At 48.2% G+C, this 13326-nt stretch carries 16 protein-coding genes; 11 read left to right on the forward strand and 5 right to left on the reverse strand.

The window, feature by feature from the left end:
* The first annotated feature begins 31 nt into the window (after positions 1-31).
* Both BMX82_RS09300 and BMX82_RS09305 read left to right on the forward strand, forming a co-directional pair.
* Positions 32-805 carry a dihydroorotate dehydrogenase electron transfer subunit gene (locus tag BMX82_RS09300; protein WP_091768196.1) on the forward strand — a complete coding sequence of 258 codons (774 nt, stop codon included), beginning with the start codon at positions 32-34 and terminating at the stop codon, positions 803-805.
* Entirely contained in the window at positions 793-1701 is a 909-nt protein-coding gene (locus BMX82_RS09305; protein WP_091768198.1) for a dihydroorotate dehydrogenase, read from the forward strand. The genes BMX82_RS09300 and BMX82_RS09305 overlap by 13 nt, the downstream gene beginning before the upstream one ends.
* Before the next feature lie 202 nt (positions 1702-1903).
* Here BMX82_RS09305 and aroC read toward each other — a convergent pair whose 3' ends face one another.
* Both aroC and BMX82_RS09315 read right to left on the reverse strand, forming a co-directional pair.
* Positions 1904-2977 (reverse strand): chorismate synthase, encoded by a 1074-nt coding sequence (gene aroC / locus BMX82_RS09310; protein WP_036909409.1) that lies wholly within the window; start codon positions 2975-2977, stop codon positions 1904-1906.
* Between the two features lie 37 nt (positions 2978-3014).
* The gene (locus BMX82_RS09315; protein WP_091768201.1) at positions 3015-3629 is read right to left on the reverse strand and encodes an FKBP-type peptidyl-prolyl cis-trans isomerase; all 615 of its coding nucleotides are present in this window, start codon (positions 3627-3629) and stop codon (positions 3015-3017) included.
* A 307-nt stretch (positions 3630-3936) separates the two neighbouring features.
* Here BMX82_RS09315 and BMX82_RS09320 point away from each other — a divergent pair, with 307 nt between their 5' ends.
* The 9 genes from BMX82_RS09320 (at position 3937) to BMX82_RS09355 (ending at position 10357) form a co-directional block, all read left to right on the forward strand.
* Complete coding sequence (locus tag BMX82_RS09320) at positions 3937-4299, forward strand: hypothetical protein (RefSeq protein WP_036909412.1); 363 nt, start codon at positions 3937-3939, stop codon at positions 4297-4299.
* A 127-nt stretch (positions 4300-4426) separates the two neighbouring features.
* Positions 4427-5323 carry a M48 family metallopeptidase gene (locus BMX82_RS09325; protein ID WP_036909413.1) on the forward strand — a complete coding sequence of 299 codons (897 nt, stop codon included), beginning with the start codon at positions 4427-4429 and terminating at the stop codon, positions 5321-5323.
* 11 nt (positions 5324-5334) lie between these two features.
* On the forward strand, positions 5335-6738 hold the full coding sequence (locus BMX82_RS09330) for a C1 family peptidase (protein WP_036909414.1): 1404 nt from the start codon (positions 5335-5337) through the stop codon (positions 6736-6738).
* Between the two features lie 11 nt (positions 6739-6749).
* Positions 6750-7646, forward strand: coding sequence for a helix-turn-helix transcriptional regulator (locus BMX82_RS09335; RefSeq protein WP_091768204.1), 897 nt, complete (start codon positions 6750-6752; stop codon positions 7644-7646).
* A 191-nt stretch (positions 7647-7837) separates the two neighbouring features.
* Positions 7838-7984, forward strand: coding sequence for a hypothetical protein (locus BMX82_RS13035; protein ID WP_156097602.1), 147 nt, complete (start codon positions 7838-7840; stop codon positions 7982-7984).
* 302 nt (positions 7985-8286) lie between these two features.
* On the forward strand, positions 8287-8877 hold the full coding sequence (locus BMX82_RS09340) for a hypothetical protein (protein ID WP_091768207.1): 591 nt from the start codon (positions 8287-8289) through the stop codon (positions 8875-8877).
* A 61-nt stretch (positions 8878-8938) separates the two neighbouring features.
* Positions 8939-9385 (forward strand): GAF domain-containing protein, encoded by a 447-nt coding sequence (locus BMX82_RS09345; RefSeq protein WP_091768210.1) that lies wholly within the window; start codon positions 8939-8941, stop codon positions 9383-9385.
* Positions 9385-9888, forward strand: coding sequence for an NUDIX hydrolase (locus BMX82_RS09350; RefSeq protein WP_091768213.1), 504 nt, complete (start codon positions 9385-9387; stop codon positions 9886-9888). The genes BMX82_RS09345 and BMX82_RS09350 overlap by 1 nt, the downstream gene beginning before the upstream one ends.
* Positions 9889-9901: 13 nt before the next feature.
* Complete coding sequence (locus BMX82_RS09355) at positions 9902-10357, forward strand: low molecular weight protein-tyrosine-phosphatase (protein WP_091768216.1); 456 nt, start codon at positions 9902-9904, stop codon at positions 10355-10357.
* Between the two features lie 17 nt (positions 10358-10374).
* Here BMX82_RS09355 and BMX82_RS09360 read toward each other — a convergent pair whose 3' ends face one another.
* The 3 genes from BMX82_RS09360 to BMX82_RS09370 are packed head-to-tail and all read right to left on the reverse strand — an operon-like array spanning position 10375 to position 13280.
* A complete protein-coding gene (locus tag BMX82_RS09360; protein ID WP_036911210.1) occupies positions 10375-11130 on the reverse strand; it encodes an SDR family oxidoreductase in 756 nt (251 codons plus the stop codon).
* 5 nt (positions 11131-11135) lie between these two features.
* Entirely contained in the window at positions 11136-11408 is a 273-nt protein-coding gene (locus BMX82_RS09365) for a TIGR03905 family TSCPD domain-containing protein (RefSeq protein ID WP_036911208.1), read from the reverse strand.
* 6 nt (positions 11409-11414) lie between these two features.
* Complete coding sequence (locus BMX82_RS09370; protein WP_091768219.1) at positions 11415-13280, reverse strand: heavy metal translocating P-type ATPase; 1866 nt, start codon at positions 13278-13280, stop codon at positions 11415-11417.
* Positions 13281-13326: the final 46 nt, after the last annotated feature.

Below are 13326 nucleotides of genomic sequence, written 5' to 3' on the forward strand. Positions count from 1 at the left end.
CATTATTGTTACAAAGGTACATATTTTATATATGAAAAAGTTTATTTTAGACTTGACGGTTAAGTCTGTAGAGCAGCTTCATGAGCGCTATGTGCTGATTAAGCTAACTGACAAGCACCCATTACCGGAGATGTTGCCAGGACAGTTCGTAGAGGTTCAAATTGAAGGCTCTTCCACAACGTTCCTTCGTCGTCCTATTTCCATTAATTTTGTTGATCGTGAACAGAATGAACTTTGGCTCCTAGTGGCTACTATTGGTGATGGTACGCGTAGGCTGGCTCAACTGAAGGCGGGTGAGACGTTAAACTGCATACTTCCTTTAGGTAATGGCTTTTCTCCAATTTTTAAAGGAGAAAAGGTGCTCCTTATAGGTGGTGGCGTTGGTGTAGCTCCTCTTCTCTATATGGGAGCAAAGATGAAAGAATCGGGTGTAGAACCGACTTTTCTTCTTGGTGCCCGTTCTGCTAAGGATCTGCTGATGCTTGACATATTTAGAAGGTACGGGCGCGTATACGTGACTACTGAAGATGGAAGTGAAGGTGAGAAAGGCTTTGTAACCAATCATTCCTTGCTTCAGCAGGAGTGTTTCGATCGTATCAGTACTTGTGGCCCTACGCCTATGATGAAGGCAGTGGCCCGTTTCGCCCGTGAGAATGGTATCGACTGTGAGGTATCACTTGAAAATCTGATGGCTTGTGGTCTTGGAGCATGCCTGTGTTGTGTTGAGAAGACCACAGAGGGAAATTTGTGCGTTTGTAAGGATGGACCAGTATTTAATATAAAGAAACTTTTATGGCAAGACTGAATGTGAAGATTGGCGATCTTTCGCTGAAGAATCCGGTAATGACAGCATCAGGCACTTTTGGCTATGGTGTGGAATTTTCAGATTTCATGCCTCTTGATGGTATTGGTGGCATAATTGTGAAGGGTACGACGTTGATGCCTCGTGACGGCAATGACTATCCTCGTATGGCTGAAACGGCTAGTGGTATGCTTAATTGTGTGGGCCTTCAGAATAAAGGAGTCGATTATTTCTGTGAGCATATTTATCCTCAGATTAAGGATATCGATACCAATATGATTGTTAATGTCAGTGGGTCGTCGCCTGAAGATTATGCAGAGTGTGCTGCCCGTATTGATGCATTGGAGAATATTCCTGCAATCGAATTAAATATTTCCTGTCCGAACGTAAAGGATGGTGGTATGGCCTTTGGTGTTACGTGTGCTGGCGCCTCTAGTGTGGTAAAAGCTGTTCGTGAACGCTATCATAAGACACTGATTGTAAAACTGTCTCCCAATGTGACGGATATCGCAGAGATTGCCCGTGCCGTAGAAGCTGAGGGAGCTGATAGCGTTTCGCTCATCAATACACTGATGGGTATGGCAATTGACATTGAGAAGCGCAGAACTCTTCTTAGTATTAATACTGGAGGACTAAGCGGCCCTGCCGTTAAACCCGTTGCCTTACGCATGGTTTGGCAGGTGGCTAAGGCTGTGAAGATTCCTGTTGTAGGGTTGGGAGGTATTTGTACGGCTCAGGATGCCATCGAGTTCTTGATGGCTGGTGCTACGGCCATAGAGATTGGAACTGCTAATTTCCTTGATCCTGCAGTCACAATCAAAGTACGGGACGGCATTAATGATTGGCTTGATCGGCATGGCTGCCAATCAGTACAAGAAATAATCGGTGCGATCAGTTAATCGCACCGATTTTTTTTTCTGTTAATCGTATAAAATTTGAGGGCTGGCAATTGCCAGCCCTCAACCAACACAAAAACTAAACTAGACTTAACTAAAGCATTTCAGGATTTTCACAAATCCCGCGAATGCAGTTGCAAAGGTACAATAACTTTTTTAATGTACCAAATGTTTTTTGCATTATTTTACATAATAAACACTATTTCTATAAAATAGCTGCGTTTTTCCGTAAATAATGGTCTAAAATCGTCATAGCAGCCATTGACTCGACTATTGGTACTGCTCTTGGCAAAACACAAGGATCATGCCGCCCTTTAGCAGTCAAAGTGGTGGTATTTCCTTCTATGTCTACAGTTTCTTGTTCTGTAAGAATTGTGGCGACAGGTTTGAAGGCCACCCGGAAATAGATGTCTTGTCCGTTTGAGATGCCTCCCTGAATACCTCCACTATGGTTGGTCTTGGTAGAAATCTTACCATCCTCAGAGCAGAATATGTCGTTTTGTTCAGAACCGCGAGCCGTTACTCCATCGAATCCTTCGCCGTATTCAAATCCCTTGACGGCATTAATACTGAGCATAGCAGATCCCAGAGCTGCATGTAACTTTCCGAATTCAGGTTCGCCTAAGCCTACAGGACAACCCTTGATGACACATGTGATAATCCCTCCGATGGTGTCGCCCTCGGTTTTCATCTGACTAATCAGTTCTTCCATCTGTTTGGCTTTCTCTGGATCAGGACAGCGCACAGCGTTTGTCTCTGTCAGAGAGAGGTCATATAGATGATAATCCCGTTCAAGAGAGATAGGGCCAACTTGTGAGGTGTAAGCTTGAATGGAGATGCCTAACTGGCGGAGTACCAGTTTTGCCATAGCTCCGCCAACACATCGACTAATGGTGATTCGGGCTGATGAACGTCCGCCACCACGATGATCTCGTGTACCATATTTATTATAATAGGTGAAATCAGCATGTGAGGGACGAAACAGACAACGCATATTCTCATAGTCCTGTGAGTGCTGATTGGTGTTGCGTACAATAAAACCGATGGGACAGCCTGTTGATTTTCCCTCAAAGACACCACTGAGCAGTTCTACCTGATCAGGCTCTTGTCGCGAAGTGGTTATCTTACTTTGGCCTGGTCGGCGGCGGTTCAGTTCCTGCTGGATAAAGTCAATATCAATGTCAATTCCAGCAGGCATGCCGTCAATGACGCCTCCGATGGCTTCACCATGGCTTTCACCAAACGTCGTCAATCTAAATATGTTGCCGAATGTATTCATCTCCTGAGATAGTGTTTTGTCGTTGGCTGTAAACTATTTAATGACAATGGCCACATCCGCAACCTTCGCCGTGGTCATGATGATGCCCACCACATCCATCTTCGCCACATCCGCCACATTCGCCTTCGCCGTGGTGGTGTCCGCATCCGCTGCAACCGCCAGTAAGGTGCTTAATCAAGTGCTGGACTTCTTCCTCAGTGGCGTCGCGGTTCTCAATCACTGTGCCCTTGAAATTCAGGGTTTTACCAGCGAGAGGGTGGTTGGTGTCAATAGTTACGCCGTCTTCTTCAACCTTCTTCACTTTTGCCATGAACTGGTGGTCTTCATTGTCCATCAGAGTGATGACGGCTCCTTCGAAGATATTTTCGTGGTCGAAATGTCCGTTAATCATGAATACATCACGCTTCAGTTTGTGCACACCCTCTGGATCATATTCTCCGAAAGCCTCTGCAGGCTGAAGGATAAAGTCGAAGGCAGAGCCTTTTTCCTGCTTCATCACTTGCTGCTCGAAAGCATCGAGAGCAACTCCGAATCCAGTGATAAACTCAAAAGGACGATCATCGCCGGTCTGCTCTTCTAATGTATTCTCTCCGTCGGTTACGGTGTATAACTGATATACCACCGACATGAATTTGTTCTGTACTTTGTCCATTCTTCTATATATAATAATGTATAACGGCTGCAAAGGTACGAATAAACGGGCGAAATACCAAATAAATAAGGATTAAAGTCAATAATTGATAGATATTTATCAAGAATTCTTCATTTGGTTGACCTGCATCAATAAAAAGGCTGTGTTCGCGCACAATTATGTTTAAAAACTTGTCAGCTATCAAAAAACTTCGTACCTTTGCACCGTCAAAAGACAAGAAGTAAGATTAAAGTAAGGATAACATAATTAAAAAAGTAGGACGGTCTGACACACCGCTCCGAGTAAAAAGAAAGGAAAGGATAACAAGATGAAAAAGATGATTTTGACAATGGTAGCAATGCTGAGTATGACAACCGCATTTGCAGAAGGTGAGACCGCAGCTAACGTAAGCAACATTGAGGCTTATGAGATGAATATCAATATGAATAAGCTCTCTGACGCTCTGAAGCTGGCAGACGACCAGAAGGAGGCTGTTGAGAATATTCACCACACTTTCGCCGCTGAGCTGATGTTTGCTGCTGAGTATGGTAAGAATGATCGCAAGGCCCTTGTCGATCGTGCCATCAGTAATGATGTGAAATGGATGCGTTACGTTCTTAATGAAGAACAGATGCATGTTTACCTCAGACTGCTCAACGCTACGATTAACAATCGTGGTTTGAATAAGTAATAGATTATCATTAGTAATTTTCAAAGAGGCATTCCATAAGGGGATGCCTCTATTTTTATGCTTAAAATTTGCATGTTTCGATTATTTTTATTTATTTTGCAGTCAGAAACTAAAAATATCAGTAAATATGAAAAGTTTTAAGATCATTCTTTTGTCTGTTGTGGCAGTTGTTTTTGTCAGCTGCGGAACCTCAAACACAGTGCCTATCACTGGTCGTAAGCAGAATCTGATGGTTAGCGATGGTGAGATCCTTTCTCTTTCCACCCAACAGTATCAAGACTTTATGAAGACAGCTAAGGTGTCTACCGATGCTGCCAATACCGCTATGGTGAAGCGAGTGGGGCAGAATCTTGCCAATGCTGTTACCAGCTATCTCACATCAGCTGGCTTGCAGAATGATTTGCAGTATTATAAGTGGACTTTTAATCTTGTTCAGGATAAGCAGGTGAATGCCTGGTGTATGCCTGGCGGACTGATTTGTGTTTATGAGGGCATACTTCCTGTCACTCAGAATGAGGCTTCGTTGGCTATTGTCTTAGGTCATGAGATAGCCCACGCCGTAGCTCGCCATTCCGCAGAGCAGATGAGTACTCAGATTAAGCAGCAGTATGGTATGCAGATTGGTGCAGCCGTACTTGGCGGCTTGGGAATGGGTGCTAATACGACCTCTATTCTGCAGGCCATAGCTGCTCAGGGATTCAATTTCAAGAATCTCAGTTATTCACGTGGTCATGAGAGTGAGGCCGACCACATGGGACTGATTTTCGCAGCCATGGCAGGCTATGATCCTCAGGTAGCCGTCAGTTTCTGGCAGCGCATGGCAGCCCTTGGAGGCAATAAGCAGTCTGAGTTCCTGAGCGATCATCCCTCTGACGAGACCCGCATCAAGCAGATCCAGGGCTGGATGCCAGAGGCTTTGAAGTATTATAAGCCTAAGGCTGTGGCAACCAATACAAAGACTGCAACAAAGACAACGAGCAAAACAACTACCACGAAGAAAACAACTACTACAAAGAAGAAATAACGAAAACAGTAATGAAGAAAACATTCATCATGATTGCCGCCTTGGGCGGTATGCTTACCATTCAGGCACAAACAAAAGACGGTGGCATCTCAAAGTCGATGCTGCAGGAGATTCAGAAGGAACAGAAACAGTGTGGCAAGGAACGTGTGATAGCCAATGCCATATCGGGTATGAGCATCGATGCTCTGGCGAAGAACTATCAGGCAGCTGCTCGCCCCATTGATACCCATTTCAGTGTCGAAACTCGCAAGCAGTCTATTACCGATCAGAAGTCGTCTGGTCGTTGCTGGATGTTCAGCGGACTTAATGTTTTGCGCTCTAACTATATGAGTCATGCCGATTCTGTCAGCATAGAGTTCTCACAGGCCTATTTGTTTTTCTGGGATCAGCTCGAGAAGGCCAACCTGATGCTTCAAGGCGTTATCGATACAGCCAAGAAACCCATTGACGACGAACGTGTGCGTTTCTTCTTCAGTAATCCCATCAGCGACGGAGGTACATTCTGCGGACTTGCCGACTTGGCTCCCAAATACGGACTTGTTCCCACTGACATCATGCCCGAGACCTTTACCAGTGAGAATACTTCGAAGGCTCGCAGCCTCGTGTCATCCAAACTCCGTGAATTCGGTCTCAAATTGCGTGATATGGTGGCTCAGAAGCAGAGTGCTTCTGCCATCCAGACCGCTAAGACCCAGATGCTGGGCGAGATATACCGCATGCTGAAACTCACCCTGGGCGAACCTGTTCAGAAGTTTACTTACGCATTCAAGGATAAGAATGGCAAGTCGCTTGGCGTTGCAAAGGAATACACGCCGCTTTCGTTTTATAAGGAAGTGGTAGGCGGTCCGCTCAACGGCACGTTTATCATGGTGATGAATGACCCTCGTCGCGAGTACTACAAGACCTACGAGGTAGAGTACGATCGTCACGTCTACGATGGTACAAACTGGCGCTATCTGAACCTCCCCATGGAGGAGATCGAGCAGTTGGCCATAGCCTCGCTGAAAGATGGCCGCAAGATGTATAGCTCTTACGATGTGGGTAAACTTCTTGATCGTAAGCGCGGTTATGCCTCTCTCGACAATTTCGACTACGGTTCACTCTTCGGCACTACCTTTGGTATGGACAAGGCCCAGCGTATCAGCACCTTCGATAGTGGTTCAACCCATGCTATGACGCTGACAGCCGTTGACCTCAATGCCGATGGTAAGCCTGTCAAATGGAAGGTTGAGAACTCATGGGGCGCCACTAGTGGTCAGCAAGGCTGTATCATTATGACAGCCGACTGGTTCCGTGAGTATATGTTCCGACTCGTGGTTAATAAGAAATACGTACCCGAGCGTCTTCTGAAGGCAGCTGAGGCAAAGCCTGTCATGGTGATGCCAGAGGATCCTCTTTTCCTTCCCGACGAGTAATACCTTCAGCTGTGAAACCAGCGCGCATCTACCAGCAGTATATCTGGCTAATCAATGCCTTCAGGCGTCGTCGGCGCATGACGCTTGAAGAGCTCAACGATCAGTGGGTGAGGGAAGAGGTGAACGAAGGCAACCCTCTCTCTCGCACCACCTTCAATCGCCACCGCGACGCCATCCTTGATATGTATGGCGTCGTTTTGGAGTGTGATACGAAAGACCATTACCGCTACTATATAGCCAACCCCGAAATTCTCGATGATGATAGCTTAGAGCGATGGACTCTCTCTACACTCACTGTTGGTGGTGTGCTCTCCGATAGTGCTTCACTTAAGGATCGCATCATCCTCGAGAATGTGCCTGCTGGTGAAGAGTTTCTGCAAACCATTATCCGTGCCATCCGCATGGGTCGGCAGATACTGATGGGCTATCGCCGTTTCGGAGCCGAAGGCTATGAGAAAACCGTTGCCCCCTATGCTCTCAAACTTTTCCACCAGCGCTGGTACTTGCTTGCCTTTACGGGGCGCCACTATGCCATCTACTCGTTAGACCGCATGATGTTTGTTACGCTTGCCGATGAGTCTTTTGAGATGCCTGCCGACTTCTCTCCACAAGCCTATTTCGCTGAATATTTTGGTGTGTTGACCGATGAAACCCCGATGGCTCATGTTGTCATTCGCACCTATGGCAACACCGCTAACTATTTCCGCACGCTGCCCCTCCACACCTCTCAGCGTGAAATTGCCACGACATCCGAATATACTGATTTCTCTTTCGACATCCGCCCCACAGCCGACTTCATGGGTCAGTTACTCTCCTATGATTCTGGCCTCGAGGTGCTCGAACCTGCAGACCTGCGTACCAAGCTTCAGCAGAAGATTCAGTCCATGCTCGAACGCTATCGTTCATAATCCATTAACATTCTTTAGTGCAAAAAACCGAAAGGTGTACCGCTTTATGGTACACCCTATATCTACTTTTGCATTCGATAACGAGAATGTTAAACTATAAAAGTATAAAGATATGGCAAGTTTATTTCTGATGATTGTAATGACAATTGCTCTTGGCAGTATGGTCAGTGGTTATGTGGAGGTTTTGAATCATGCTGACGAGATTTGTTGACCGCTTTCTTTCAGCCCTCTTCCAGTTGGCCGACTACGTTACCAGCAGGCTCTCTTCCTCCTCTCCCGAGTCTGCTGGCAACAACACTCCAGCTCCCATCATCCGCTTCTCGCCTGACGATATATAAATAAAATGGAGCATACCTTTTCGTTTTTGCCACCACGCATTTGTTGCCCCTTATGGATAACAGTGTTTTCTCCTTGGGAAAACGTTGTTACCTCCGTTAGAAAACGTTGTTTTCCCTAGGAGAAAACAACGTTTTCTAACGGAGAAAAGAGTGGAAAACGATATCCCGATGGATTGTTGTCGACATTCCGATGAACTTTTGTAATCATAAAAAAGCATTAGAGAGAATAATAAATGTTCACGAATGAATGATTATAGATATCTTTTCATATCTTTGCATCCGAATTTTCTAATCTGAGTAGAATGAATAGAAGATATCTGTTGATAGCGCTATTGCTCCTGTGTGGCATGGCAAGTAAGGCGCAGGAGGGGAAAGAGAGTGTGTTGCAGCCGGATACTACGTTTAGTATGTCGCCTCTGACATATAGGGGTACGATTGCGCACTATCCCTATTGGAGCAGTCTCTATTCGGGGTTCGGTGACTGGTCACTTCATCCCGGGCTGAATGCGTCGCTTTCTGCATCGGCTATCTTCGGAGTGGGCAAGCATGCCAGCAGCGGCTTTGCCAATAGTGCCGCTTTTATGTATGCAGGCAATCTGATGCCTAAACTCTCTTTTGCGCTTGGCGGCTACTCGTCGTATCTCGATTATGGTAGCAGGCAGATGAAGGATGCTGGCCTTACAGCAATGCTGAACTACCGCTTCGACGAGCATTGGGAAGCCTCGGTCTTCGTGCAGAAATCGATGATGCAGCCTAAGATGCCACCCCAAATGTGGTGGATGAATGATATCGGTGACAAGATAGGTGCCTCGGTGCGCTATAACTTCAATCCGAATCTGAGCGTACATCTTAGTGTATGGGAAGGACGCCAGCCTTATTATTTCTGGTATTAACGACACAAAAGAAAACGTTTTCTTGCATATCTGTACAATAATGTGTACCTTTGCAGGCGATATGAAGAAAGATGAGAAATACCGTTTGCTGACGGAGCAAATCAAGGCCCTTATTGAGGGCGAGACAGACAGCGTGGCTGTGATGGCCAATGTCTGTGCGGCTATTCACGAGACGATGGGATCCTTCTGGACAGGGTTCTATCGGGTGATGGGTGGCGAATTGGTGCTTGGACCTTTTCAGGGACCGGTCGCTTGTATGCATATTCCTTTCGGACGCGGTGTCTGCGGTTCCGCTTGGGAACAGAAGAAGACGCTTGTCGTGCCCGATGTAGAGCAGTTCCCCGGCCATATAGCCTGTAGCAGTCTGTCGCGCTCAGAAATCGTCGTGCCTGTCTTCTCACAGGCCAATGAAGTCATTGCTGTGCTTGATATCGACAGCAAGGAGCTGGCAACTTTCGATGAGACCGACCGTCAATACCTCGAAGGTATTTGCAAGCTCATTAAGTGATGATAAGAGACAATAGCGAAGAGCGTTTTCCTCTTGTAGATGAAGAAGGTCGTGTAATAGGCTCGGCTACGAGGGGCGAGTGTCATAACGGATCCAGATGGCTTCATCCGGTGGTTCATCTGCATGTGTTTAACTCTCGTGGTGAGGTATATCTGCAGAAGCGCCCAGAATGGAAAGATATCCAGCCTGGCAAGTGGGACACCAGCGTGGGTGGTCACATTGACTACGGCGAGACGCCGGAACAGGCCTTGACAAGAGAGGTGCGCGAGGAACTGGGTATCACCGGCTTCACGCCAGAACGGATAGGGATGTATGTGTTTGACAGTCGCCGGGAGAGCGAACTGGTATATGTGAACCGTACCGTCTATGATGGACCTGTCATGCCGTCGGCAGAGGAACTCGATGGAGGTCGATTTTGGACGATAGATGAAATTCGGACCGCCATGGGAAAGAACATTCTCACTCCCAACTTTGAGAGCGAGTTTCAGCGGTTCTTCCTTTAAAATCGACGAAAAGATGAAGCACAGAATACTGTTTGTCTGCCACGGAAACATCTGCAGAAGCCCGATGGCAGAGTTCGTGATGAAGGATCTGGTGAAGAAAGCCGGGGTAGAAGATGACTTCTATATTGAGTCGGCCGCAACCTCGACAGAGGAGATCGGTAACGAGGTGTATCCGCCTGCCAAGCGCAAGTTGGCTGAGCACGGCATCTCGTGTAAAGGCAAGACGGCTCGCCAGATGACGCATCGCGACTATGAGCGATTTGACTTGCTGATAGGTATGGACTCGTGGAACTTCCGTAATATGAACCGCATTTGCGGGGGCGACCCTGATGGGAAAATCCATCTCTTGATGGATTATACCGATGAGCCTCGCGATGTGGCCGATCCCTGGTATACAGGCAACTTCGAGGCCACTTGGCGAGATGTAAGCGAGGGCTGTGAGCGCCTGCTGAACCTGCTGACCAAGTAGCCTCGAAGACTTAGCTGTTATTTACGTACAATCACACTGCCACTGGCCTGGTGGGTGGCAAGGATGAGCACCTCGGCTATCTGAACGTGCTCAGGAGCGTTGGCTGCATACACGGCCACGTCGGCGATGTCGTCGCCAGTAAGGGGCTTGATGCCTTTATAGACATTGGCTGCACGATCGGTGTCGCCGTGAAAACGGATGTTGCTGAAGTTGGTCTCTACCAGTCCGGGCTTGAGATTGGTGACACGGACAGCGGTGTTGGCCACATCGATTCTCAGTCCGTCGCTCAGAGCCTTGACGGCAGCCTTGGTGGCACAGTAAACGTTACCTCCTGCGTAGGCTGCGTCGCCAGCCACACTACCTATATTGATAATATGTCCGTTGCCGCGCTCTACCATCTGGGGCACGATGAGGCGCGTCATGGTGAGTAGCCCCTTGATGTTGGTGTCGATCATCGTCTCCCAGTCCTCGAAACTTCCTTCGTATTCTGGTTCCAGTCCGAGGGCGAGACCGGCATTGTTTACTAGCACGTCAATCTGCTGCCATTCGGCAGGCAGGTTCCCGATAGCCTTTTTGGCTGCCTCGCGGTCTCTGACGTCGAAGGCAAGCACCAGCACTTGAGTACCTTTTGCCTCGAGTTCCTGGCGGATGGTTTCCAACTTCTCAACATTGCGTGCGTTGAGGATGATTCTGTCGCCGTTGGCGGCAAACTTGCGGGCACATCCCAGACCGATTCCGCTGGTAGCGCCTGTGATTAAAACTGTTTTGTTCATATTGTTTAGTCTTCTAATGGAGCTTCCTTAAGTTTCTCGAGGGCGCGGCACAACTGGTCGGGGCATGAGGTGCCTTTTGTGCCGCAGCGTATACCGTCGAGTCGTTTGATGACGTCGTCGATGTTCTGGCCGCGCACCAATTGGCTTACTCCCTGCAGATTGCCGTTACAGCCTCCGAGGAAGAATACTTGCTGGATGATGTTGTTCTCGTCAGCGGTCACGTCGATGAGTTTCGAGCAGGTACCGCTAGTTTCATATTGTACATGTTTAGTTCTCATAAAATACTATTTTGTTAGTTTAAGTCGCAAACTGTTAAGTACCACACTGACGCTTGAGAAAGCCATCAGTGCCGAAGCCCACATGGGAGTGATTTGCCACTGGACTCCAAAGAGATAAGGCAGACCGGCTGCCAATGGGATACAGACCACGTTGTAGACAAACGCCCAGAAGAGGTTCTGACGAATCATGCCTACAGTGCGCCGTGAAAGACTGATGGCGTCGGGGATGCGTCGCAGGTCGGTACCCATGAGAGTCACCTGTGCCACCTCCATGGCTATGTCGGTGCCCTTGCCCATGGCAATGCTGACATCAGCGGCGGCGAGGGCCTGAGAGTCGTTGATACCGTCGCCCACCATGGCTACGTGGTGGCCCTGCTGTTGCAGCTGACGCACCAGATCTTCCTTGTCTTGAGGCAGAACCTGAGAACGATAGTGGGGAATACCTGCTTCGTCGGCAATCCGATGAGCGCGCTCGTCTTTGTCGCCACTGCACATATATACTTCGATGCCGCTCGCCTTCAAAGCTTCCATAGCCTCATGGGCATAGGGTTTCAGAGTCTCACCAGTATCATGTGGTATCGTAAGTGTTCCCGTCTTGTCGATGACCATGGCATTAACCTTGCGGATTTCCTCAAGGGCTGTGGCGTCTTTGATAAGGATGTTCTTCTCTGCTGCCTTACCGATACCCACCATCAGGGCTGTAGGTGTGGCCAGTCCCATGGCACAAGGGCAGGCGATGACCAATACGCTGACAGCCGAGAGAATGGCCTGAGGCAGCATAACAGCTCCGCCAAACAGCAGCCAGAGGCAGAAGGTGAGCAGACTGACGCCTACGACTGCGGGCACGAAAACGAGTGCAATCTTGTCGACTGTCCGCTGAACGGGAGCTTTCGAGCCCTGTGCCTCCTGTACCATTTTGATGATATGGGCCAACATGGTTTTTTGTCCAACCTCCTGAGCCTTGAAACGAAAGGCGCCCTGCTTAACGATGGTACCAGCCAGCACCTTGTCGCCTGCACTCTTTTCTACAGCTATCGGTTCACCCGTAATCATCGACTCATCGATAGCGGCAGAACTCTCGCCGATTACGATGCCGTCTACGGGGATGCGCTCTCCTGAGTGTACTTCAATGGTGTCACCAGGTTGGAGGGCTGAGATAGGGGCTTCTGTAATGGTGCCATTGTCTACGAGATGAGCTGTCTTAGGTTGCAGCCCCATCAGGGCGCGGATAGCTGAGGCCGTTCCGTTCTTTGCGCGCTCTTCCAGCAGTCGGCCTGAAAGCACGAAGGTGATAATCATCACAGAAGCGTCGAACCACGTGTGCCATTCAATGCCCCGAGCGCTCCATACCTGCTCACCGAAGAATGTGTTGAAGGCACTGAACAGAAAACTGATGCCAGTAGAGAGCGCCACCAGCGTGTCCATGTTGGCACTACCATGAATCAGTTGTCTCCATGCTGTGACATAGAACTGACGCCCGCAGTAGAGCAGATTGGCAAGGCTGATGATGAGCATTGTCTGGTTGGCTGCATCGCGCGATCCAATTATAACCCAGCCCATCGAGATGGCCATCACCAACAAGGCGAAGAGCCATGAGGCTATCACCTTATTCCTTAGAGATATGTAGGAGCGATGTTCAATGGCTTCGACGTTGCGATCTTCTTCAATCACCATGTCGTAACCAATCTTACCTAATTCGTCCTTCATCTGTTCTAATGAGATGCGGGCAGAATCATACTCCACCAAGGCGGTGCGAGCTGGCAGATTGACACTAGCCGTATGGATGCCTTCGAGCGAATTGAGCTTCTGTTCTACTCGTGCTGAGCATCCTGCACACATCATTCCAAGTATGGCAATAGTCTTTTTTTCCATATTTGGCTGCAAAGTTACGGAAAAAGTTCACGATTTTGTGACTTAG

Origin of the sequence: Prevotella sp. khp7 (genome assembly GCF_900109055.1) — a bacterium.
In the GTDB taxonomy this organism is placed as follows: Bacteria; Bacteroidota; Bacteroidia; order Bacteroidales; family Bacteroidaceae; genus Prevotella.